This window comes from Methylobacterium sp. A54F (genome assembly GCF_053346035.1).
Map to the genome: position 1 here is coordinate 14815 of NZ_JBKFBF010000010.1, position 23670 is coordinate 38484.

20 protein-coding genes are annotated in these 23670 nt (G+C 72.7%); 7 read left to right on the forward strand and 13 right to left on the reverse strand.

Features of this window, described 5'->3' with window-relative positions; genetic code table 11:
* Positions 1-29: 29 nt before the first annotated feature.
* The 3 genes from ACLBXP_RS16885 (at position 30) to ACLBXP_RS16895 (ending at position 3875) form a co-directional block, all read left to right on the forward strand.
* Positions 30-500, forward strand: coding sequence for a (2Fe-2S)-binding protein (locus ACLBXP_RS16885; protein WP_447668912.1), 471 nt, complete (start codon positions 30-32; stop codon positions 498-500).
* A 12-nt stretch (positions 501-512) separates the two neighbouring features.
* Positions 513-2735, forward strand: a complete 2223-nt coding sequence (locus ACLBXP_RS16890) for a molybdopterin cofactor-binding domain-containing protein (RefSeq protein ID WP_447668913.1) — start codon at positions 513-515, stop codon at positions 2733-2735.
* 201 nt (positions 2736-2936) lie between these two features.
* Positions 2937-3875 (forward strand): pirin family protein, encoded by a 939-nt coding sequence (locus ACLBXP_RS16895; protein ID WP_447668914.1) that lies wholly within the window; start codon positions 2937-2939, stop codon positions 3873-3875.
* A gap of 18 nt (positions 3876-3893) precedes the next feature.
* Here the strand turns inward: ACLBXP_RS16895 and ACLBXP_RS16900 are convergent, their stop codons facing one another.
* The 6 genes from ACLBXP_RS16900 to ACLBXP_RS16925 all read right to left on the reverse strand — a co-directional run bounded on the left by ACLBXP_RS16900 (position 3894) and on the right by ACLBXP_RS16925 (position 10125).
* Positions 3894-4796: an aldo/keto reductase gene (locus tag ACLBXP_RS16900; RefSeq protein ID WP_447668915.1), complete on the reverse strand. Its 903-nt coding sequence runs from the start codon at positions 4794-4796 to the stop codon at positions 3894-3896.
* Positions 4797-4886: 90 nt separating this feature from the next.
* Positions 4887-5771: an alpha/beta fold hydrolase gene (locus tag ACLBXP_RS16905; protein WP_447668916.1), complete on the reverse strand. Its 885-nt coding sequence runs from the start codon at positions 5769-5771 to the stop codon at positions 4887-4889.
* Positions 5772-5823: 52 nt separating this feature from the next.
* Positions 5824-7224: a dihydropyrimidinase gene (gene hydA / locus ACLBXP_RS16910; protein ID WP_447668917.1), complete on the reverse strand. Its 1401-nt coding sequence runs from the start codon at positions 7222-7224 to the stop codon at positions 5824-5826.
* Between the two features lie 22 nt (positions 7225-7246).
* On the reverse strand, positions 7247-7993 hold the full coding sequence (locus ACLBXP_RS16915; protein ID WP_447668918.1) for an aspartate/glutamate racemase family protein: 747 nt from the start codon (positions 7991-7993) through the stop codon (positions 7247-7249).
* Positions 7994-8011: 18 nt separating this feature from the next.
* Positions 8012-8755: a maleate cis-trans isomerase family protein gene (locus ACLBXP_RS16920; protein ID WP_447668919.1), complete on the reverse strand. Its 744-nt coding sequence runs from the start codon at positions 8753-8755 to the stop codon at positions 8012-8014.
* A gap of 74 nt (positions 8756-8829) precedes the next feature.
* Positions 8830-10125: an MFS transporter gene (locus ACLBXP_RS16925; protein ID WP_447668920.1), complete on the reverse strand. Its 1296-nt coding sequence runs from the start codon at positions 10123-10125 to the stop codon at positions 8830-8832.
* A gap of 314 nt (positions 10126-10439) precedes the next feature.
* Between ACLBXP_RS16925 and ACLBXP_RS16930 the strand changes: the two genes are divergently transcribed.
* Positions 10440-11186 (forward strand): GntR family transcriptional regulator, encoded by a 747-nt coding sequence (locus ACLBXP_RS16930; protein WP_447668921.1) that lies wholly within the window; start codon positions 10440-10442, stop codon positions 11184-11186.
* Positions 11187-11414: 228 nt separating this feature from the next.
* Here ACLBXP_RS16930 and ACLBXP_RS16935 read toward each other — a convergent pair whose 3' ends face one another.
* From ACLBXP_RS16935 to ACLBXP_RS16965, 7 genes are all read right to left on the reverse strand, one after another.
* Entirely contained in the window at positions 11415-13031 is a 1617-nt protein-coding gene (locus tag ACLBXP_RS16935) for an FAD-dependent oxidoreductase (protein ID WP_447668922.1), read from the reverse strand.
* 42 nt (positions 13032-13073) lie between these two features.
* Positions 13074-13901 (reverse strand): alpha/beta fold hydrolase, encoded by an 828-nt coding sequence (locus tag ACLBXP_RS16940; protein WP_447668923.1) that lies wholly within the window; start codon positions 13899-13901, stop codon positions 13074-13076.
* Between the two features lie 25 nt (positions 13902-13926).
* Entirely contained in the window at positions 13927-14937 is a 1011-nt protein-coding gene (locus ACLBXP_RS16945; protein ID WP_447668924.1) for an SLAC1 anion channel family protein, read from the reverse strand.
* 123 nt (positions 14938-15060) lie between these two features.
* The gene (locus ACLBXP_RS16950) at positions 15061-17319 is read right to left on the reverse strand and encodes a molybdopterin cofactor-binding domain-containing protein (RefSeq protein WP_447668925.1); all 2259 of its coding nucleotides are present in this window, start codon (positions 17317-17319) and stop codon (positions 15061-15063) included.
* Positions 17320-17332: 13 nt separating this feature from the next.
* Positions 17333-17779, reverse strand: coding sequence for a (2Fe-2S)-binding protein (locus ACLBXP_RS16955; protein WP_447668926.1), 447 nt, complete (start codon positions 17777-17779; stop codon positions 17333-17335).
* Positions 17780-17909: 130 nt separating this feature from the next.
* The gene (locus ACLBXP_RS16960) at positions 17910-18857 is read right to left on the reverse strand and encodes a GlxA family transcriptional regulator (protein ID WP_447668927.1); all 948 of its coding nucleotides are present in this window, start codon (positions 18855-18857) and stop codon (positions 17910-17912) included.
* A 66-nt stretch (positions 18858-18923) separates the two neighbouring features.
* Positions 18924-19727, reverse strand: a complete 804-nt coding sequence (locus tag ACLBXP_RS16965) for an SDR family NAD(P)-dependent oxidoreductase (protein WP_447668928.1) — start codon at positions 19725-19727, stop codon at positions 18924-18926.
* 120 nt (positions 19728-19847) lie between these two features.
* Here ACLBXP_RS16965 and ACLBXP_RS16970 point away from each other — a divergent pair, with 120 nt between their 5' ends.
* The 3 genes from ACLBXP_RS16970 (at position 19848) to ACLBXP_RS16980 (ending at position 23666) form a co-directional block, all read left to right on the forward strand.
* Positions 19848-20801: a GlxA family transcriptional regulator gene (locus ACLBXP_RS16970; protein WP_447668929.1), complete on the forward strand. Its 954-nt coding sequence runs from the start codon at positions 19848-19850 to the stop codon at positions 20799-20801.
* A 124-nt stretch (positions 20802-20925) separates the two neighbouring features.
* A complete protein-coding gene (locus tag ACLBXP_RS16975; protein WP_447668930.1) occupies positions 20926-21189 on the forward strand; it encodes a hypothetical protein in 264 nt (87 codons plus the stop codon).
* 320 nt (positions 21190-21509) lie between these two features.
* Entirely contained in the window at positions 21510-23666 is a 2157-nt protein-coding gene (locus ACLBXP_RS16980; RefSeq protein WP_447668931.1) for a M10 family metallopeptidase C-terminal domain-containing protein, read from the forward strand.
* Positions 23667-23670 lie beyond the last annotated feature (4 nt).

Here is a 23670-nt window from a genome sequence, read left to right on the forward strand (position 1 = left end):
ACACAAGAATGGTTCCAGGGAGATGCCCGATGGCGCAGCACGTGTCGCTGAACGTGAACGGTCGCGCGGAACGCGTCGCCGTCGAGGATCCCGAGACCCCTCTCCTCTACGTGCTGCGCGACGACCTCGGCCTGCACGGCCCGCGCTTCGGCTGCGGCCTCGGCCAGTGCGGCTCCTGCACGGTGCACGTCGACGGGCAGGCGGTGCGCTCCTGCATCACGCCGGTCTCTGGCCTGAAGGCGGGAGCCCGGATCGTCACCCTCGAGGGTCTCGGCAGCCCGGACGCGCCGCACCCGGTGCAGGCGGCCTTCATCGCGGAGCAGGCCGCGCAGTGCGGCTACTGCATCAACGGCATGATCATGCAGTCCGCCGCCCTCCTGAACGAGACCCCAAAGCCCGACGAGGCCGCGATCCGGCAGGCGCTGGCGCAGAACCTCTGCCGCTGCGGCACCCACCTGCGGATCGTGCGCGCCGTCCAGCGCGCCGCCGGCACGCTCTGAGGGAGATCACCCATGAACGCGCTCCATCCCTCGCGCCGCAGCCTGCTCCTGCAGGGGGGTGCCCTCGTCGTCGGCTTCTCCCTCGCCGGCCGCGGCGCCCGCGCGCAGACCCTCGCGCCGGTTCCCACCAACGGCTTCGCGAAGCCCGTCGCGCCCGATCAGGTCGACAGCTTCCTGGCGCTCGGCGCGGACGGTCGCGCCACGATCTTCTCGGGCAAGGTCGATCTCGGCACCGGCATCGAGACCGCGATGGCGCAGATCGCCGCCGAGGAGCTCGACCTGCCCCTCGACCGCGTCACGGTCGTGCAGGGCGACACCGCGCTGACCCCCGATCAGGGCCCGACCTACGGCAGCCTCTCGATCCAGAAGGGCGGCGTCGAGATCCGGCAGGCGGCAGCGACCGCCCGCGCCCGCCTCGTGGCGCTCGCCAGCGAGCGGCTCGGCGTGCCGGCCGACGGGCTGGTGAGCCGGGACGGCACCGTGCAGCCGAAGGGCGGCGGTCGCGGCATCACCTACGCCGAGCTCGTGAAGGACGGCCGCCTCGACCTGAAGGTCGATCCGGCCGCCACGACCAAGGACCCGGCGACCTTCGCCCTCGTCGGCAGGTCGGTGGCCCGGATCGACATCCCCGACAAGATGACCGGCCGCTTCACCTACATGCAGGATTACCGCGTGCCGGGCATGGTGCACGCCCGCGTCGTCCGGCCGCCGGCCATCGGCGCGAACCTGGAGAGCGTGGACGAGGCCTCGGTCGCGGACGTTCCGGGGCTGATCCGGGTCGTGCGCCAGGGCAACTTCCTGGCCGTCGTCGCCGAGAAGGAGTGGGCGGCCGTGAAGGCCGCGGCGCGCATCAGGGCGACGTGGTCGACCTGGGAGGGCCTGCCGGAGCAGGACAAGCTCTGGCAGCACGTGCGGTCCACGAAGGTCACGAAGGACGACGTCACGAGCAGCACGGGCGATGCCGAGGCGGCGCTCGGCCAGGCCGCGCGGACGCTCGCGGCGAGCTACGACTTCGCCATTCACACCCACGGCTCGATCGGGCCCTCCTGCGCGATCGCGGAGCTCAAGGACGGCCTGCTCACCTGCTGGACGGCCTCGCAGATGACGCACGCCCTGCGCAAGCAGCTCGCGGCGATGACCGGCCTCTCGCCGGAGGCGGTGCGCTGCATCTACGTCGAAGGGTCCGGCTGCTACGGCCGCAACGGCCACGAGGACGCGGCGGGGGACGCGGCGCTCCTCGCCCGCGCGGTCGGCCGCCCCGTGCGGGTGCAATGGTCCCGCGCGGACGAGCACGGCTGGGATCCGAAGGGGCCGCCGACGCTGATCGACCTGCGGGCCGGCCTGGATCCGGACGGCAACGTCACCGCCTGGTCCTCGCAGTTCCACGTGCCGGAGGGGGCGGCCGGCAACGTGCCGCTGGTGGCCGCCGACCTCGCCGGGCTGCCCCACGAGACCGTGATGGCGCCCGGCAACGTCATCCAGAACTCCGCCCTGCCCTACGCCGTCCCGAACGTGCGCACGGTCTGCCACCGCCTGGCCTCGACGCCGTTCCGGCCCTCCTGGATCCGCACGCCCGGGCGGATGCAGAACACCTACGCGAACGAGGCCTTCCTCGACGAATGCGCGGCGGCGGCAGGGGCCGACCCGCTCGCGTACCGCCTGCGGATGCTGAAGGACCCGCGGGGCATCGAGGTGCTGCGGCGGGTCGCCGAGATCGCCAAGTGGCAGGCCCGCGCCTCGCCGGTGAAGGCGGAGGCGGGCGACGTGCTGCGCGGGCGGGGCCTCTCCTACGTGAAGTACGAGCTGAACCGCACCTACGTGGCGGGCGTGGCGGAGGTCGAGGTCGACCGCAGCACGGGGCAGGTCCGGGTGCCGCGCTTCTTCGTGGTCCAGGATTGCGGGCAGATCATCAACCCGGACGGCGTCCGCAACCAGCTCGACGGCAACGTCATCCAGACCGTGAGCCGGGTGCTGATGGAGGAGGTCACGTTCGACCGGGGCGCCGTGACGAGCCTCGACTGGGCGAGCTACCCGATCCTCACCTTCCCGGACGTGCCCGAGGTGATCACGGACCTGATCGACCGGCCGACCGAGAAGCCGTGGGGCGCCGGCGAGCCGTCCGCGGCCATCGTGCCGGCGGCGATCTCGAACGCCATCTTCGACGCGACGGGCGCCCGTCTCAGGTCGGTGCCGTTCACGCCCGCCAAGGTGAAGGCAGCGCTCCAGGCAACCTGAGGCCGCCCCCGTAGCCTCGGAAATCGAAACGATGTGTTTCGATCGTTTCGATTTCCAGCCGGACGCGCCTGCCGCAGGATGCCTCTCGCCGGCGCAGCGGTCCCGGAAACGCCTCGAACCCACGACCCGAGGGCGTTCCCACGATCGCGCGGCGGCGCCCGCAAGTCCTGGAACACGTCCTGGAGAATGGGAGCGAGGATCATGAGCTGGCACGGCGCGGACGATCCGACCCCGGGCGATCATTTCAGCTGCGATGCGATCCAGAGCCTGATCGTGCCGCGCTCGCGCGATCTCGGCTCGTTCGCCGTGCGACGGGCGCTGCCCTCGACCGTGTGCCGGATGGTCGGGCCCTTCATCTTCTTCGACCAGATGGGGCCGTCCGAGTTCCTGCTCGGGCAGGGCATGGACGTGCGTCCCCATCCCCATATCGGCCTCTCGACGGTCACCTACCTGTTCGACGGCGAGATCATGCACCGCGACAGCCTCGGCACGGAGCTGCCGATCCGGCCGGGCGAGCTGAACTGGATGACCGCGGGCCGGGGCATCACCCACTCGGAGCGCACCGCCGCAGGCCTTCGCCAAACCGGCTCCAAGCTGTTCGGCATCCAGAGCTGGGTCGCCCTGAGCGCCCGGGACGAGGAGAGCGCCCCCGGCTTCGAGCACTACGACGCCGCGGCGCTGCCGGTCCTGACGGGCGAGGGCAAGACCGTGCGGCTGATCGCGGGCGAGGCCTTCGGGGCGCGCTCGCCCGTGCGCACGTCGAGCCCCATGGTCTACGCCGACGTGGCCCTGGAGGCGGGCGCCGTCCTGCCCCTCGACCCGACCTACGACGAGCGGGCGATCTACACGGTGGCGGGCGCGATCGACATCGCCGGCGACGGCTTCGGACCCGGACAGCTCCTGGTGTTCCGTCCCGGGGACCGGATCAGCGTGCGCGCGACCCAGGCCGCCCGCTTCATGGTCCTGGGCGGCGAGCCGATGGACGGCCCGCGCCATCTCTGGTGGAACTTCGTCTCCTCGCGGCCCGAGCGGATCGCGCAGGCGAAGGAAGACTGGCGCCAGGGCCGGTTCGACACCGTGCCGAACGACGCCGAGTTCATCCCCCTGCCCGAGGACCCACCGCCCGTCCGCTATCCGTGAGGGCGGCCTGCGCCGGCCCTACGGCGGGAACGCCGCGTCCAGGGCCCGCAGGTCGCTCTCCGACAACGTCAGGGTGAGCGCCGCCGCGTTCTCCCGGACGTGGGCGATCGACCCCGATTCCGGGATCGCGATGGCGTTCCCTGACCGGATCGCCCAGGCCAGCGCGACGACCGCCGCGCTCTGGCCGTAGGCCGAGCCGATCCGCGCCAGCGCCGGGTCCTTCAGGATGCTCGAGCCGTGGCCGCCGAGCGGCGAATAGGCCATGATCGGCACGCGGTGCTGCGCGCACCACGGCAGCAGGTCCCGCTCGATCGCCCGGTTCGCCAGGCTGTAGGGGACCTGGTTGACGGCGCAGCGCTCGCCCGCGGGGATGGCCAGCAGCTCGTCCATGTCGGCGACGCCGAAGTTCGACACGCCCCAGCGGCGGATCAGCCCCTCCGCGCGCAGCTGCTCGAACGTCTCGACGACGGGTCTCAGGTCCTTCACCTCGCGGCGCCAGTGGAGCAGGTAGAGGTCGAGGTGGTCGGTGCCCAGGCGCGCGAGGCTCGCCGTGCAGGCATCCCGGATGCCGGCCGGCGTCGCGTGCGAGGGCCACACCTTCGAGACGAGGAACACGTCGTTGCGACGCCCTGCGATGGCGCGCCCGATCAGCTCCTCGGCCTTGCCGCCCCCGTAGATCTCGGCCGTGTCGACGAGGGTCAGCCCGAGGGAGAGGCCGACCCTCAGCGCTTCCGCCTCCTCGTCCGCGGCCCGCTTGCCCTGGCCGACGCGGGCCGATCCCTGGCCGAGCGCGGTCACGGCGGTGCCGTCGCGGAGGCTGACGCTGCGCGGCGCCGCCGCTGCAGCCTGGCGCGGCAGCGAGAGGGCCGCGGCCGCCCCCGCGCCGTAGGCCGTGAACCGACGTCGCGTGATGGCGCTCATCGCTGGCTCCCACATCCTGATCGCGGATCGGAGCCGATCATACCCGCTCGGCATCGACGCAGGCTAGCTCGCCGGCCTGCCCGCGGCGCGTCAGTCCTTCATCCCCGTGATGGAGGCCGCCATGGCGCGCGGGTCGCGGGTCGGCCAGCGGCCGGTCTCGACCTGGGCGAGGAAGTCCCCGACGAGGCGGCCGAAGGCCTCCGGCTCCTCGGTGTTGAGCGCGTGGCCGGTGTTCGGGAGGACGGCGAGGGCCGCGGAGGGAATCGTCCGCTTCATCAGGATCCCGGGCAGCAGGCACGGCCAGTCCTCGTCGCCCGTCACGATCAGGGTCGGTGCCGTGATGCCCGCCATGGCCCCGGTCAGGTCGTAGAGCGAGGGGCGCTCCTTCTGCACGCCCTGCTGCGTGTTGGCCGAGCCGAGGGCCGAATGCTCCGCGAGCATGCGCTTGAACTCGGCGTGCCCGCGGGGATCCTTGTTCTCGAACTGCACGCGGCTCGGGCCCTGAGCGTAGCGCTCCGTGAACGCCGCCATGCCGTCGCGCAGCAGGACACCCGCGGTGACGTCGGCTTCCGCCCGGAAGGTCTCGCGCTGCGCGGGCTCCGCGCCGTAGCCGCAGCCGCAGATGCACAGGGACAGTGTACGGCCCGGGTGGCGCAGGCCGAAATGCAGCGTGGCGAAGCCGCCCATCGAGAGGCCGACGACGTGGGCCCGGGGCTCGCCGAGGGCGTCGAGGACGGCGAGGATGTCGTCGGCCGCCTGGGCCTGCGAGTAGGCTCCGACCGCCTCCGGGACGTCGGAGGGCGGGTAGCCCCGGGCGTTGAAGGCGACGGCCCGGTAGCGCTTGCCGAAGTGGCGCAGCTGCGCCTCCCAGCTGCGATGGTCGCCCGCGAACTCGTGCACGAAGATCAGCGGCGTGCCCGATCCGGTCTCCTCGTAGTGGAGGCGGACCCCGTCCTGGCTGGTGGCGGTGGGCATGGCTGGTCTCCCTGGGTCCGAGGTGTCGTGTCGCGTTCCCCGCGCGGGGCGCTCAGGCCTGCGCCACCGACCGCGCGAGGTGCGTGCCGTGGCCCTTGCGCCCGGTGAGCTGCCCGTCGCGCACCACGAACTGCCCGCGCACGAGGGTCGAGACCGGCCAGGCCGAGACTTCGAGGCCCTCGTAGGGGGTGTAGTCGCAGGCGTCGTGCAGGCGGTCGTGGGTGATCGTCGTCGGCAGGTCGGGGTTCCAGATCGCGATGTCGGCGTCGCACCCCACCGCGATCGTGCCCTTGCGCGGGTACAGGCCGTAGAGCTTCGCGTGGTTCGTCGCCGTGAGCGCAACGAACCGGTTCAGGTCGATCCGGCCCTTCGCGACGCCCTCCGAGAACAGGATCGGCAGGCGCGTGGCGACGCCCGGGATGCCGTTCGGGACCCAGCGGAAGCTCGACCGTCCGCGGGGCGCGAGCTTGCCGGCGGGATCGTCGTAGCGGAACGGGCAGTGGTCGGACGAGAACACCGCGAACACGCCGGTCCGCAGGCCCTCCCAACAGGCCTCCTGGCTCGCCCGGTCCCGGGGCGGGGGCGAGCAGACGGCCTTGGCGCCCTCCATGCCGATTCCGTTGAGGTCCGCTTCGGTGAGGACGAGGTATTGGGGGCAGGTCTCGCCGTGGACCGGCAGGCCGCGGTTCTGCGCGCGCCGGATCTCCTCCATCGCCCCCCGGTTCGAGACGTGGACGATCATGATCCGGACGTCGACGATCTCGGAGAGCGCGATGGCGCGGTGGGTCGCCTCGCGCTCCACAGGGATCGGCCGCGACGTGGCGTGGAAGCGCGGCGCCGTCTGCCCGAGGCGCTCCAGCCGGTCGGTCAGGAAGCGGATGGCGTCGTCGTTCTCCGCGTGCACCATCACGAGCGCGCCGGTCTCACGGCCGACCTGCATCACCTCCAGCATCTGGCGGTCGCTCAGCGCGAGGCCCTCGTAGGTCATGAACACCTTGAACGAGGTGTAGCCGTCGGCCACCAGGGCCGGGAGCTCCTGGCCGAGGACCGCCTCGGTCGGGTCGGTGACGATGAGGTGGAAGGCGGTGTCGACGTAGCACTGCCCGGCCGCCTTGGCGTGATACTCCGTGAGGGCCGCGCGCAGGCTCTGGCCCCGCGCCTGCAGGCAGAAGGGCAGCACCGTGCCGTTGCCGCCGAAGGCCGCGGAGCGCGTGCCGCTCTCGAAGTCGTCGGCCATGACCTGGCCCGGGGCGCCGGGCTGGGCGAGGTGGACGTGGCTGTCGATGCCCGCGGGCAGGACGAGGTGGCCCCGCGCATCGACGATCTCCTCCGCCTGGCCCAGGTCGTCGCCGAGGGCGGCGATGCGCCCGTCGCGGATCGCCACGTCGCAGTGGAAGGTGTCGGCCGCCGTCGCGACGCGGCCGCCGCGGATGATCAGGTCGAACTTCGCCATCTCGAACCTCCTGTCCGGCCGCTCAATCCCGGTGCTCGATCCGCCGCGCCAGGGCGCCGGGCAGCCCGCGCGTGGGCTTGGCCGCGGGGCGCCGGAAGGTGCCCGCGCTGGCTTTCCTGGGCGCCAGGGCGACGAGCGCCTCGGCCTGCTTCACCGCCGCGCCGATCGGGTCCACCAGCGGAACCGGCACCCGGTCGGCGACGCGGCCCGCGAGGCCTGCGAGTGGCGCGCCGCCCAGGATGATCACGTCCGCCTCGTCCTGCGCGACGGTGCGCAGGGCCAGATCGACCAGGAGGTCCTCCTTCTCGCCCTGCACCGTCGCCAGGTGCCGGAACGGCCCGCCGAGGGTCCGCACCCCCGCGCAGCGCCCGGCGAGCCCGTTGAGCGCCACGCAGTCCTCGTACCAGGGCCCGAGGGCTTCGGCGAAAGTGACGATCGCGAAGCGCCGGCCGAGCATGCAGGCGGTGAGCATGGCCGCCTCCGCGAGGCCGACGACCGGGATGTCGAAGAGTTCCCGCGCGCCCTGCAGGCCGGGGTCGCCGAAGGCCGCGACGATCGCCGCATCGACGCCCGCATGCGCCTCCGCCAGCATCTCGAGGGCGATGGCCCCGCCGATCTGCGCCTCGGCGCGGGTGGCGATGTAGGGCACCCCGTAGGGCGCGGTGGCCGGCACCAGGCTCGTGCCGGGAGCCGCGACCTGGGTGCCGGCGGCGAGCAGGAGGTCGGTGACGTCCGCGCTGGTGTTGGGGTTGAGGACGAGGATGTTCATCCGGGTCTCGATCCGTTGTCAGCGCACGGGGGACGGGGCGGCGGGTTCCGCCGGCAGGGCGAAGACGCGGCCGAGGTCGCGCCAGCGGGCCGGATCGAGGCCGGTCGCCGCCAGGCACGCCCAGAGGGTGACCGCCACGGAATCGTAGACGGGCAGGCCGAGCTCCGCCTCGAGGGCCGCCGCGGCGAGCGCGCCGCGCATGTTCGTGCAGAGGATCGCCACCGCATCGCACCCCTCGGCGGCGACCTCCCGGACGAGGCCCGCCACGGTCTCCCCCGGAACCTCGGCGAAGGAGAAGTTGTCGCGCCGGCTCAGGTGGCGCTCGGCCGTGCAGGGGAAGCCGGCCTCGGCCCAGTTCGCCCGGATGCGCGCCTGCACCTCGGGCAGGTAGGGCGTGACGAGGCCGATGCGGGCGGCGCCCGTGCGCCGGAAGATCTCCCGGTAGGCCAGCACCGTCGTGCAGGCCGGGATGCCGGTCGCTTCGGTGATGCGCGCACACAGGCGCTCGTCGCGCTCGAAGCCGAGCCAGCCCGCGGACGTGCCGTTCCAGGCGATCACGTCGACCCGCGCGTCGGCGAGGAGCTCGGCGGCGGCGATCATGCCGCCGGGGTCGAACTGCCCGAGCGCGGCCTCGGACAGGGCGATCTCGGTGACGCGGAAGCGCGAGACGTGCACCGAGACGTCGCCGGCCCCGCCGGGGGCGCCGGCCAGGAGCGCGGCCGTGACCGGCTCCAGGACGGTGTTGGAGGAGGGGGTCAGCATGCCGATCCGCACCGCGCGCGGCGCACGGTGTCCGGCGCTGTCCGGGGTGGGTGTCCGGGGGGTGTCCATCGCGGTCAGACCGGGAGCTTGGCGCGGTAGTCGATGAGCGTCGAGCAGAGGAGGAGCGCGACGCCGGCCCCGGCGAAGAACATCAGGGCCAGGAAGTAGGAGCCGGTCGCCTGGACGATGAGGCCGACGATGAGGGGCACGCTGATGCCGGCGATGTTGCCGCCGAGGTTCATGCAGCCGCCGAGCAGGCCCGCCCGCTGGCGGCCCCCGAGGATCGAGGGGATCGCCCAGTACATCCCGCACCAGCGCAGGAAGAACAGCGTCACCGAGAGCAGGACCACCACCGCCACCGGGTCGGTGACGTAGGCGACGGAGAAGATCGAGACCGTGGCGAAGATCGCCGCGATGGCGAACAGGGTCCGGAAGACGAGGTTCGGCCGGCCGCCGCGGGCGAGCCAGGCGTCGCAGATGAAGCCCCCGATGATCTCGCCGACGAAGCCGCTGAAGAAGATCACGAACGAGGCGCCGCCGAGGGCCTTGATGTCGAAGCCGTGGACCCGGAACAGGTAGGTCGGCATCCAGGTCAGCAGGCCGTAGAAGACGGCGTTGAAGAACATCCAGCCGAGGCACATGCACCAGGCGGAGCGGAACCGGAAGTAGGCGTGCCAGGGCGCGTCGGCGGAGCCGGCGCCGTCCGCGTCCTCCAGCGCCTGCGCCTCCTCGATGAAGCGCGCCTCCGCCTCGTTGACGCCGGGATGCTCCCGGGGCGTGTTGCGGATGTACCACCAGGCGGCGATGCCGCACAGGACGGTGCCGATGCCGGCCGCCGCGAAGGCCATGCGCCAGGAATCGAAGGCGCCGATCAGCCACGCGATGACGATGGAGCCGAGCGCGGCCCCGAGGGGCGCGCCGCCGTCGAGGAGGGCCGCGCCGCGGGCGCGCTCGTGGCGGGTCATCCAGATGGCGTTGAGCTTGCCGCCCGCCGGGTAGATCGGCGCCTCGGCGGCGCCGAGCCCCAGGCGGGTCAGGAGCAGCCCGAACCAGCTCGTGGAGAGGGCGGCGATGCCCTGGAAGAAGCCCCAGCCGATCGTCGCCAGCCCGATCACCAGCCGCGGCTTGAACCGGTCGGCGAGGAGCCCGCCGGGGACCTGCATGAAGGCGTAGGTCCAGAAGAAGGAGCTGAGCAGCAGCCCCTGCAGGGCGGGATCGAGGTTGAACTCCCGGGCGATCAGCGGCATCGCGACGGAGAGGGACGCGCGATCGATGTAGTTGATCGAGATGAGCGCCAGCATCAGCAGGAACAGCTTCCAGCGGACGTTGGAGCGCGCGGGGCCGGCGGTCGCGATGGCGGCTGTGCTCATCTGCTCATCCTCCACAAAGGGGGGCGTCCCGTCGGGCGCGGGGCCGCGTGGCTCGGCCGACGATGCGAGCCGGCGAGATCTGAGTTCGGTTCGCGCGCCGGCGGACCGCACCGGCGCGCTTGCTGTTTTCGCCGTGATGACATCAGGTTATCCCGCGTGATCGCGTTGGCAAGGGATTTTTTGCGTGCTGCATGCAATTTGTGAAAAATGGCGCGAGAAGCGGCGAACGACGGGGCGGGCCTGCCCATGAGCGCGTCATTCCGGGGCCCGGTCGTCGCCGGCCGCCATGGCCGTGTCGGGCCCGGTTCGCGCCGATGAGCGAGCCCCGCCGGCCCCGCGGCCGCCCGCGCAAATCGCCCCCGCTCGACGTGCAGCCCCGGCTCGCGAATGTCGGGCTCCACGAGAAGGCGACCCGGCACCTGCGCGAGCTCATCCTGACGGGCGCCCTCCCCCCCGGGCAGGACCTCGTGGAGGCCGACCTCTCGGCGGCGCTCGGCATCTCGCGCACGCCGGTGCGGGAGGCCCTCAAGCTCCTGGCGGTGGAGGGCCTGGTCGAGCTCCGTCCCAATCGCTCGGCCCGCGTGCCGGACCTTCGGGCCGAGGGGATCGCGCAGCTCTTCGAGGCGATGGCCGGTCTGGAGCGGATCGCGGCCGAGCTGGCGGCGGCCCGGATCACGGAGGCGGAGCTCGCTCGCCTGCAGGCCCTGCAGATCGAGATGGAGGGCTATCACCGCGCGACGGACCTGGCGCCGTACTTCGCGATCAACCAGCAGATCCACCGGATGATCGTCGCCGCCAGCCGCAACGCGCCGCTGCAGGACGCCCACGAGAGCCTCTACGGGCGGGCCGAGCTCGTGCGTCGCCGCGCCCTGCGGACGCCCGAGCGCTGGGACGAGTCCGTCGCGGAGCATCGCGCGATCTTCGAGGCCCTGGCGGCGCGGGACGCGGCGCGCGCCGGCGCCCTGCTGAGCGATCACGTGGGGCGAACCGGCGCCGTCGTCCTCCGGAACCTGTCGGCCCCTCCCCCGCCGCCCGGCGCCGCCGAGCCCGCGCGCCGGTGAGCCGGAGCGGGGGCGCCCGGCGCTCGCGCGATCCCTGGAGGCCTCCTTCGAGGCTCCGCTTCGCTGCGCACCTCAGGATGAGGGCGCGGGTTGGGGGAGCCAGCCGGTGTCTCCCACCCCCATGCCTCATCCTGAGGTGCCCCCGCAGGGGGCCTCGAAGGAGCCCTCCAGGGATCGCGCGGGAGCTGGAACCCCCTTCGACGGCCGCGCGCGGGCGACCGGTGCCCGTCAGGGCCGGACGTGCTCCCACACCCGGGAGATGACGACCGACCCCTCCCCCACCGAGGAGGCGACGCGCTTGACGGAGCCGGCGCGCACGTCGCCGACCGCGAAGATGCCAGGTTGGGACGTGGCGTAGGGCGAGCCCGCGCCGACCGGGTCGCCGGTCAGGACGAAGCCGTGGCGATCGAGCTCCACGAGGCCGGAGAGCCAGGCCGTGTTGGGCGCGGCGCCCACCATGACGAACACGGCGCAGGCGCACACGCGGCGCTCCGTGCCGTCCGCGACGTCGCGGATCGTCACCGCATCGAGGTGCTCCTCGCCGTGGAGGGCGCCGACCTCGGCGCCGTACTCGATGGTGATCGCCGGGTCCGCTTCGAGGCGGCTGGAGAGGTAGCTCGACATCGAGGATGCGAGCGAGGGCCCGCGCACCAGGAGGCGCACGTGGCTCGCCGAGCGGCTGAGGAACATCGCCGCCTGCCCGGCCGAGTTGCCGCCGCCGATGACGATCGTCTCGGCATCCCGGCAGTAGCGGGCCTCGTTCTCGGTCGCCGCGTAGTAGACGCCCGCGCCCTCGAAGGCTTCGAGCCGGTCGATCGGCAGGCGCCGGTACTGGACGCCGGTCGCGACCACGACGGCGCGCCCGCGCACGCGCCGCTCGTTGTCGAAGGTCGCGCAGAAGCCGCCGTCGTCGAGCCGCTCCAGCTTGACGACCCGCCGCGGCATCGCGAAGCGCGTGCCGAACTTCATCGCCTGGACCTCGCCGCGCCAGACGAGGTCGGCGCCGGAGATGCCCGTCGGAAATCCCATGTAGTTCTCGATCCGGCTCGACGTGCCCGCCTGCCCGCCGATCGCGACGTCCTCGACCACCAGCGCCCGCAGCCCCTCCGCGCCCGCGTAGACGCCGGCCGCCACGCCGGCCGGACCGCCGCCCACGATGAGCACGTCGAAGGCCTCGTCGTCGACGAGCCGGTAGTTCAGGCCGAGGAGCTGCGCCACCTTGTCGGGGGTCGGGTCCGTCACGACGACGTCCCGGCCGAAGATCACGGCCGGCCGGTCGGCCGGGATCGCGCAGCTTTGCGCGACGGTCCCGGCCTCGGCGCTGCCCAGCGGATACGACCGGTAGGGAAGGCGGTTGCGGCTCGCGAACTCCGCGATCCGCCGGACGCCCCGGTCGTCGTCCTCGCCGATGAGCACCAGCGTGCCGTCGCGCGAGTCGAGCTGCCGCCGCCGCCGCGCGGCCAGGACGGTGATGACGATGTCGGACATCTCCGGGATCTCGGACATCAGCCGCAGCATCGCCACCCGCGGCACCTCGATCACGCGCGTCTCCGTGACCGCCCGCATGGGCATCGACCAGTTGCCGCCGTTCAGGAACGCGATCTCCCCCATGAACTGCGTCGGCCCGAGCGTGGCCGGCAGGTGGCGCTCGTCCGTGAACGGGTTCACGACCTCGATCTCGCCCGCCTCGACGTAGACGAAGCGGTCGGCCGGCGCGCCGGCGCGCGCCAGGAACGCCCCGGCCGGATAGGTCCGCTCGGCCCCCGCCGCTCGGATCGCCGCGACGTGCGACGGGGCGAGAGGCACGCGCTGCATCTCGCGAAGGTCGCGGCCGATCGTTTCCATGGCTCCCCTCCCTCGTCGTCGGGCCGGCGCGGCGGCGGGTTCCTATGCGGACAGGAAGGCCAGAAGGTCGGCGTTGACCTGATCCTTGTGGGTCGAGCACAGGCCGTGGGGCGCGCCGGGGTAGGTCTTGAACGTGCTGCCCTTCACGAGCTCCGCCTGCAGCGCCCCGGCGGCGCCGATCGGCACGATCTGGTCGTCGTCCCCGTGGAGGATGAGGGTCGGGACCGTGATCGCCCGGAGGTCGTCGGTCTGGTCGGTCTCCGAGAAGGCCTTGATGCAGTCGTACTCGCCCTTGAGGCCGCCCATCATGCCCTGCAGCCAGAACGCGTCCCGCAGGCCCTGGCTCACCTGCGAGCCCTCGCGGTTCGCGCCGTAGAAGGGGCCGGACAGGTCCCGGAAGAACTGCGAGCGGTCCGCGGCGACCCCCGCCCGGATGTCGTCGAAGACCTTCATGGGCAGGCCGCCCGGATTGGCCGGCGATTGCAGCAGGATCGGCGGCACCGCGCTGATCAGCACGAGCTTGGCCGCCCGTCCGTGCGCGTGGCGGGCGACGTAGCGCAGCGCCTCTCCGCCGCCCGTGGAGTGGCCGACATGCACGGCGTCCCGCAGGCCCAACGACGCCACGACGGAGGCGAGGTCGGCCGCGTAGGTGTCCATGTCGTTGCCGGACCAGGTCTGGCTCGACCGCCCGTGCCCGCGGCGATCATGCGCGATGCAGCGGAAGCCCTTCTCCGCGAGGAACATCATCTGGTCCTCGAACGCGTCCGAGGAGAGCGGCCAGCCATGGCTGAACACGATGGGCCGCGCGGTCCTGGGGCCCCAGTCCTTGTAGAAGATCTGGGCGCCGTCGGTGGTGGTCGCAAAGCTCACGGGTCGTCTCCTCGGCTCATGGGGTTCAGCCTGCGAGCTGGCGGAGCTCGCCCCGGGCGAGACCCACGAGCGTGCGGCCCGCGAGGCCGGCGATGACCAGCGTGGCCAGCCCCAGCAACAGCAGTGCCAGCGCGTCCGCCGCGAGCGCCTCGGCGTGTCCTGCATAGCGCAGGGCCGCGACCGCCATGGCCGCGACCGGGAAGCTCACGGCCCACCAGGAGACCCGGAACGGGCAGCAGAGCGGCAGGTCGCGCAGGCGGCCGGCGAGCACGGCGAAGACGAAGAGCGCGATGAGGAACAGGGCCTCCGCGAAGGCGTCGATCCGGCCGAAGGTCGCGACGTAGCTCGAGAAGCCGACGGCGAACGGCGCGACGAGGATCATCAGCGTGGGCCGCTGCGCCGGGGCCAGGGGCTCCTCGAAGACGAGCCGGGTGAAGACCAGGGTGAAGAGCGGGACGGCGAAGAACAGCCCGACGCTCAAGGAGAACAGCGACAGGGTCTGCGTGTGGGGCAGGCCCAGCAGGGGCGCGGCCAGGGGGACGTCCAGGAGGCCGACGACCGGCACGATCCAGGCCGGCGTCGCGTGGGCGAGCTGGTGCCGGCTGCCCATCCAGCGGCTGACGATGAGGAAGGCGAACACCACCATCCCGCCCGCGCCGAGGATCCAGAGGGCCGCCGCCAGCGACGGGCTGAGGGGCTGGAGCACGAAGGGCAGCAGCAGCAGGCTGATCAGGATCGTCCCGAACAGGTTGCCGGCGATCGGGTGGCGGAACTCGCCCAGCACCGTCTGCCACGCGGTGATCGCCTTGGCGGCGTAGGCGAGCGCCAGCACGACGAAGGCGACGAGCGCGCACCAGCCGATCGCCTCTCCGACGAGCGCGGGAACGCCGTAGCGCGCGCTGGCGAGCCGCCAGCCGACGCCGAGCCCCGTCAGGCCCATCACGGAGCCGAACAGGCTCACCGGCAGGTAGTCGAAGAGCGGCTTGCGCGCCGTGGAGGCGGGCCGCAGGTCGTCGCCGACAACGCTCGTCGTCATCGCCAGGTGTTTCTCCGTGGGAGCGCGTCGAGGACCCCATCCTGAGCGCGAATCGGACGTTTGGCGAGGCTTCGCCGCCCCACTTCCTTCCACCCCCTTGCCCGCCGCGCGCCGCGGCCGCGCTCAGGCGCCCGACAGCTGCGCCTTCGACAGGGGCAGGCTGCGCACCCGCCGCCCGGTCAGCACCGCGACCGCGTTGACGACGGCGGGCGGCACGCCGGGCAGGCCCGGCTCGCCGATGCCGCCCATCGGCGCGCCGCTCTCCACGATGGTCACGTGGACCCGCGGCATCCGCTCGCGGTCGAGGATCGGGTAGGCGTCGAAGTTGCGCGCCTGGCGCTGCCCGCCCTCGTAGACCACCTGCTCCAGGAGCGTCGCGGAGAGGCCGAGGGCCGCCGCGCTCTCGACCTGGCGCTTGACGATGGCCGGGTTGACCACGCTGCCCGGGTCAATCGCGATCCAGAGATCGTGCACCCGCGCCTCCCCGTCCCTCAGCGAGACCTCGGCGATGGTGGCGGTCTCCGAGCCGAAGGGGGAGGCCATCGAGACGCCGCGGGCCCGGCGCGTGCCGTCCTCCGCCCCGAACGGTCCCGCCTTCCAGCCGCCGGCGAGGTCGGCGACCGCCTGGAGCAACGTCCGGTGGCGCGGGCTGTCCTTGAGGAGCGCCATGCGCAGGGCGAAGGGGTCCCAGCCGCCCGCCGCGGCGATCTCGTCGAGGAAGCTCTCGTAGAAGTAGTCGTTCATCGAGTGGCCGACCGAGCGCCAGAAGGCGATCGTGACCGGATGGGGCACCTTCACGTAGTCGAGGCGCCGGTTCGGGATCGCGTAGGGCTTCTTGTCGAGGCCCTCGACGACGGAGGAATCGATGGGCGACTTGAACAGCGCGCCGAACCAGCGGCCGATCGGGCCCTCGCCCACCGCCGTCGTCCGGATCGCCACGGGCATCCCGTCGCGCCCGAGCGCCGCGCTGAACCGGGCGAAGCTCAAGGGGCGCACCGCGTCCATCCCGAACTCCTCCTCGCGCGACCACAGCACGCGCACGGGCCGGCCGGTCGCCCGGGCGAGCAGGATCGCCTGCGGGAACGGGTTGGCCGGACCGTAGTAGAAGTGGCGCCCGAAGAAGCCGCCGAGCATCGGCGAGTGGACGCGCACCTGCGCGGGCTGGAGCCCGGCCGTCGCCGCCGCCACCTGCTGGAACAGCTCCGGCATCTGGTTCGGCAGCCAGAGGTCGAGGGTGCCGTCGGCCGCGAACCGGGCGATCGCCGAGGGCGGTTCGAGCTGGGCATGGGCGAGGTAGGGGGCGTCGTACTCCGCTTCGACGACCCTGGCCGCGCCCGCGAAGGCGCCGGCCACGTCGCCCTCCTGCTCGGCCGGGAGGCCCGGCTCCGCCGTGGACTTCAGGGCGGAGAGCATCGCGGCCGACGAGAACCCCCGCGAGACCGTGCCGATCCCGTCCGCGGCCGGGCTCGTCCACGTCACCCGAAGGGCCTCGGCGCCCTTGCGGGCCCGCCACCAGGAATCGGCGACGACCGCGACGGCGCCCGGCAGGCGATGCACCGAATGGACGCCCGGCATGGCGCGGATGTCGGCCTCGTTCTCGAGCGCCTGGGGCTCGGTGCCGAGGTGCGGCGCGTGCTGGACGGCCGCGTGCAGCATCCCCTCCACCGCCAAGTCGATCGCGTAGGTCGCACGGCCGGTCGACTTGTCGCGCATGTCGAGGCGCGCGACGGGTTGGCCGATCCAGCGGAATCGGCCGGGATCCTTCAGGGGCACGTCGTCCCGCGGCTGGAGCGCGAGGGCCGCGCCCGCGAGCTCGCCGTAGCCGAGCGTGCGCCCGGAGGCGGCGTGGATCACCCGGCCGTCGTCGGTCGTCAGGCTGTCCTGGCGGACGCCGAGCCGCGCGGCGGCGGCCCGCAGCATCATCTCGCGCGCCGTCGCGCCGAGCCGCCGCATGGCGGCGTAGCTGGAGCGGGTCGAGAAGCTGCCGCCCGTCATGCGCAGGCCGTTCACCACCGCGTAGTCCGGGCCGGGCGGCGCGCATTCCACGGCGAAGCGCGCAGGGTCGAGGTCGAACTCCTCGCCGATGGTCTGCGCGAGGCCCGTGTTGATCCCCTGCCCGCCCTCCACGAAGGGGCTCAGGAGCCGCACCGTGCCGTCCGGCCGCATCTCCAGTAAGGCCGCGACCCGCGTGCCGGGCTTCGGCGCGATGGCGGCCGCGCCCTCGGCCCGCTCCTCGGCGAGGGCGGACCCGACGGGCAGGTTGACGCCGAGCACCAGCGCGCCGGCGGCGGCGCCGAGGAAGCCCCGGCGCGAGAGGTTGCGGACGGGCGCGCCCCGCGCCCCGCGCGGACCGGTCGGCAGCGGAGGGGTGAGATCGTTCATCGCGCCGCTCCCGTCAGGCCGCGGCCTGCCGCACGGCGGCGGCGATGGCGTTGTAGGTGCCGCAGCGGCAGAGGTTGGTCATCGCCGACGCGATCTCGTCGTCGCTCGGCTTCGGCGTCTCCTTGAGGAGGCCGGTCGCGGCCATGACCTGGCCCGACTGGCAGTAGCCGCATTGCGGGACCTCGATGCCGATCCAGGCCGCGACGACCCGCGCGCCGACCGGATCCTGTTCGATCGCCTCGATCGTCGTGACGGCCTGCGCCCCGACGCTCTCCAGCGGGACCTGGCAGGACCGGGTGGCCGCGCCGTCGAGAAGCACCGTGCAGGCGCCGCACTGCCCGATGCCGCAGCCGTATTTGGTGCCGTGCAGGCCGAGCGTGTCGCGCAGAACGAACAGCAGCGGCGTGTCGGGCTCGGCATCGGCACTGTATCGGCGGCCGTTGATCGTGAGTTCCACCATCGTCGTGTCCCTCCGCACAGGTGCAATGCACGGTTTCCTGCTTAGGGAAGGTCTGCCACGCCGCAAATGTCATAAACGCAGCGTTTTAAGACATGCGACGTCGGACATGCGACGCCGGACGCGCGGCCGGTCAGGCCGCCCGCGCGTCCCGGAGCTGGCCCTGGCGGATCTCCTGCGGCGAGCGGCCGTAGATCCGCAGGAAGGCGCGGCGCATCCGCTCCCGGTCCGTGAAGCCGGTCTCCCCGGCGACGACGTCGAGGGAGTGCCGGCTTCGCAGCAGCAGCACGCGGGCCGCGTCGGCCCGCAGGCGTTCGATCATCTTGGCGGGCGGCAGCCCGCACTCGGCCTGCACGGCGCGGCTGAACTGCCGGGGCGACAGGCGCGCGACCTCGGCGAGGCGGGCGACGCTCAGGCTCTCGCGCAGATGGCCGCGGACGAAGTCGAACACGCGCTGGATCCGGTCGGATCTGGGCGCGAGGTCGAGGAGGTTCGACGCCTGCGGCTGCCCGCCGAAGCGTCGCCGCTCCAGCAGCAGGCGGCGGGCGACGTCGCGGGCGGTCGCCGGGCCGAGATCGTCCTCGACGAGGGCCAGGGCCATGTCGATCGACGCCGTCATCCCGGCCGAGGTCCAGAACGCCCCGTCCCGGACGAAGAGCTGGTCCGTCTCCACGCGCAGCTCGGGAAAGCGGGCCGCCAGCGCCCCGCTGTCGAGCCAGTGGGCGGTGACGCGCCGGCCGGACAGGAGCCCCGCCTCCGCCAGGACGAAGCTGCCCGTGCAGAACGAGGCGACCCGCCGCGCCTGGGCGGCGGAGCGGCGCACGAAGTCGAGGAGGGCCGGCGAGCCGGCCCGCGTTCCGGTGAAGGCGCCCACGAGCAGCGTGTCGAACGCGCAGTCGCCGAGGGGCTCCGTCATGACGCCGAACCCTGTATTCGTTGCCACGAGGCCGCCCGTCTCCGAGATCAGGCGCACGTCGTAGACAGGATCGCCCGCAACTTTGTTCGCGGCCTGGAATACGGCCAGGGCGGAGAGCGACATCAACTTCAGTTCGGGGATCGCCAGAACGCCGATTGTGAGCATCGCCCCCTCCAGCCCCGTACTGCCCGTGTTGAATAGCGCATTCGGCCGGGATGCCAACGGCGAAAGCTATCGGGCTTCGGTGACGCGGTAGCGCTCGGCCGCGACCGCGCTCGACAGGTGCGGCAGCATGGCCTGGCGCGCCGCCTCCCACGCGTCCCACTCGGCCGCATCCATCAGCGTCGGGACGGTGACGAACTCGCCCCGGTCGAGGCCGACCAGCGCGGCGTCCACGAGATCGGCGGCGGACATCACCCAGCCGTCCGGGAGGTTGCTGGCCGGAAGCCCGGCGATGTCCCAGAACTCGGTCCCCGTGGCCCCGGGCAGCACCACCTGCACCGAGACGCCGGTGCCCGCGAGCTCCTTGCGCAGGGCGTGGCTGAACGCGAGGACGAAGGACTTCGAGCCGCCGTAGACGCCGTTGAGCAGCTCGGGGCCGATGGCGACGATCGAGGCGATGTTGACGATCGTGCCCCGGCCGCGGGCGGTGAAGGCCGGCACGGCTGCGTAGGTCAGGCGCATCGGCGCCGTGACGTTGACGGCGATCATCCGCTCCATGTCGTCGGCCGAGGACGACGCGAGCGGCGCGGCGCTGCCGAAGCCCGCGTTGTTGACGAGGTGCGTGATGCCCGGATCGGTCTTCAGCAGCCCCTCGACCTCGGCGAGGCCCGCCCGGTCCGCGAGGTCCGCCGTCACCGTGCGGACTCCGACCCCGTAGCGCGTCGCCAGGGTTCCGGCGACGGCATCGAGCCGCTGCGTGTTGCGCGCGACGAGGATGAGATCGTGTCCTCGCCGCGCGAAGCGGTCGGCGTAGACGGCGCCGATCCCCGAGGATGCCCCGGTGATCAGAACGGTTCCGCGTGCAGTGGTCATGGCCTTCGTCCCTCCGGGGAAAGCGCGGCCTCGTCGTCGGCCGCGTCAGGAGAGTAGGCCTGGACGCGCATGTCCGAAATGACGTAGAAACGTCAATTCGGGACACGGACGGAGGCGGCGATGCGTCGGGTCGGCTTCATCCTAGAGGACGGCTTCCAGGTCATGGGATTGGCGGCGCTGTCCGCCTTCGAGTTCGCCAACGTGGAGCTCGGCCGGGAGGCCTACCGCCTGACCGTGATGTCCGAGAGGGGGGGCACGATCCGCTCGTCGCTGGGCGTGCGCATCGAGACCGTCCCGCTGACCGAGGTCCCGGACACGCTGATGGTCGTCGGGGAGCTGGTGCCCCGCCCGATCAGCGCCGGCCTGCGCGCCTACCTCGCCGAGGCCGGCCGGAGCGCGCGCCGGGTGGCGGGCCTCTGCACCGGCGCGTTCGGGCTGGCGGAGGCCGGCCTGCTCGACGGCCGGACGGCCACCACGCATTGGGCCCATTCGCGGGACCTGCAGGCCCGGTTTCCCCGCGCGCGCATCGATGACGACCGCATCTTCGTCGCGGACGGAAACGTCTGGACCTCGGCGGGCATGAGCGCGGCGATCGACCTGACGCTCGCCCTGATCGAGGACGACCACGGGCCGGCCCTGTCGCGGATGATCGCCCGCAAGCTCGTGGTCTATCACCGCCGCCCCGGCGGCCAGTCGCAGTTCTCGGCGCTCCTCGAACTGGAGCCCCGCTCCGACCGCGTCCGCCGTGCCCTCGCCTACGCCAAGGAGCACCTGCGCAACCCGCTGACCGTCGAGGAGCTGGCGGAGGCCGCGAGCGTGAGCCCGCGGCAGTTCAGCCGGATCTTCCGCGAGGAGACCGGCCAGTCGCCCGCCAAGGCGGTCGAGCGTCTCCGGCTGGAGGCCGCCCAGGTCATGCTCGAGGAGGGACGTCACGCGATGGACACCGTGGCCCGCGACACGGGCTTCGCCGACCGCGACCGGATGCGGCGCGCCTTCCTGCGCGTCTACGGCCAGCCCCCGCAGAGCCTGCGCCGCAGCCTGCGCCTGATCGAGAGTGCCGCCTCGGCGGCCTGAGGCGGGGGCCGCCCCGGCCAAGGCGGGCGGCGATCTCCGGCCTCGCCCTCATCCGAATGGCTGAGCTGGGCGGCGCTACGTAAGTAGTCAGGATGGCGGCTCACCCGAATCCCGGAGCCCGTCCATGGGTCCACGGTCCGCCGTCGAGTGCCCGTACCTGCTTCAGCTCGAACGGCTGCTGTTGCGGGAGCGAAGGCTTTGCCGTGCGCCGGAGGCGGCGACGCTCTTCCGGATCATGGTCGAGCTGGAACTCGCCGCGGAGGCCGCCGGCGCGCCGGAGGAATCGCGCGCGGCGATCCGGTCGGCGCTTCGGCGTTCGGGCCCCGGCTTCGTCCCCGCCGCCGACTGCGAGGCGCATCCGCTCCGGGATTCGCCGAGCCCGCGGTGAGCCGGAGGGCCTGCGGGTCGAGCCGGAGGGCGCGCCGGCCCCCCCGGACCCACCGCAGCGTCGTGCGCCGCGGCGGGCACGATTTCGTGATCGACGCGTGCGAGGGCAGAGTCGGGAAGTCAGTCAATTCTGCAAGCAAAGATTGTGTTTGCCCGTCGTCATCGGCCCGAAGCGAAGTCTAGGCGGCAACGTGCGGAAACAATGTTCGACTGTGTTGCCGGCATGTCATGGACCCTACTCGGCGGGCGTGCTGAAGACGGGACGCGCGGTCCGGCCCCGAGGGGGCGGCCGGCCGGCGCGGAACGTGAGGACGCCGGTTCATGGCATCGCAGGTCTTGCCGCAGCTCAACGCCGACGCGCTGAAGGAGCTCGTCTACATCTCCGGCTTCAACGCCGACGGCACCGTGGCGGCGATCACCGGCGCGACCTACAACGCGACGACGCGGGCCTACGACACGGTCTCGAGCGCGTTCAAGTGGGGCGGCGGCGCGGCGGACGCGAGCGGCAACCCGACCGGCCCGAATCCCACCGCCGGCACCCCGGGCGGCGTGCTGCGCTACGCCTTCAGCGGCACCTTCAGCGCGGCCGAGCAGCAGACCTACCGCGCCGCCATGCAGGCCTGGCAGAACGTGGCGGACGTCCAGTTCGTCGCGGCCGCCGACGCCGCCTCGGCCGACTTCACCTTCCGGCGCAACAGCGACGGCAAGGCCTTCTACACCTCGGCGAACGGTGCGCGCGCGGCGGTCGGGGCGACCCAGGTCACCAGCGAGGGTGGTCCCTACATCAGCGTCGACATGATGCCCGGGAAGGGCTTCGGCAACTGGGCCGCGGACTTCACGGACGGCGGTAACGCCTTCAACACCGCCGTTCACGAGATCGGCCACCTGCTCGGCCTCAACCACGGCGGCCCCTACAACGAGGGCGAGGGCACGGGCGGCGCCGGGGCGCCGGCCGGCCAGTACACGGTCTACGACCAGAGCCCCTACACGCTGATGTCCTACGTGGCGCCGAGCGATGCCAACGCCCGACTGATCAGCGCCTACCCGCTCACGGCGGATTACGGCACCGCGCCGGAGGGCGCCCGCAACCAGCCCGCGACGCCCCAGATCCTCGACATCCTGGCGATCCAGCGGATCTACGGCGCGGCCCGGAGCGGCACCCTGACCCAGGCCCAGACCTTCGGGTTCAACACCACCATCACCGACGCCACGCGGACGTTCTTCGACTTTGCCGTCAACCGGCAGCCCGTGGTGACGCTCTACGACACCGCCGCCACGGGCAGCGCCCTCGACCTGTCCGGCTTCTCGGACGCCGCGACCGTCGACCTGACCCCCGGCGCGTTCAGCAGCGCCGGGGGCCTGCGCAACAACATCGCCATCGCCTTCGGGACGCTCATCGACACCGTGGTGGGCGGCTCGGGCAGCGACCGGCTCTCGGGCACGAAGGAGGCCGAGAGCTTCCGGGGGGGCGCCGGCAACGACACGCTGTCGGGCGGCGCCGGCACCGACACGGCCATCTACGCGGGCGCGCGCGCCGACTACGCGATCACGCTCACCGGCAGCGGGGCCGTCGAGGTCCGCGACACCCGCGCGGGCACCCCCGACGGGACCGACACGGACACCGGAATCGAGAAGTTCCGCTTCGCCGACGGCACCTTCACGCGCGGGCAGCTCCTGCCCGACGCGCCGGTCGAGACCACCGTGACGACCGACGCGAGCGGCGGCCGCACGCTGACGACGAGCGACGCGGCGCAGGTCACCGCCGCCCAGGGCACGGACGGCGTCGACCAGGTGCGGTTCGCCGGGGCGGGCACGGTGAACCTGCCCTCCAACATCGAGAACGTGGTGCTGACGGGCGCCGCCGGCAGCAAGGTCCGCGGGAACATCCGCGCCAACGTCGTCAGCGGCAACGAGGGCGACAACGAGGAGTTCGGCGGCGCCGGCGAGGACACCCTCCTCGGCGGCGAGGGCGACGACACCCTGTTCGGCAACCAGGACGGCGACCAGCTCTACGGCGACCTCGGGTTCGACACGCTCTACGGCGGCCAGGGCGCGGACGTGCTTCACGGCGGGGACGACGACGACCACCTGCAGGGCGACCTCGGCTTCGACACCCTCTTCGGCAATGTCGGCGACGACCTCCTGTTCGGCAACCGCGGCTCGGACGTGCTCTACGGCGGCCAGGACGCGGACACGCTCTACGGCGGCCAGGGTGACGACGTGCTCTCGGGGGACCTCGGCGACGACGTGCTCTCGGGCGATCTCGGGGCGGACCGCTACGTGTTCGACGAGGATTCGGGGCGCGACCTGATCCTCGGCTTCAGCCAAGCCGACGGCGACCGCCTCGACTTCCAGGGCCAGACCTACACGGTGGGCACGGCCGCCGACGGCAACGCTCTGCTGACGCTCTCGGGCGGCGGCACGGTGGAGCTCGCCGGCATCCGGGCGAGCGCGGTCACCGCCGCCTTCCTGGCCTGAGCGC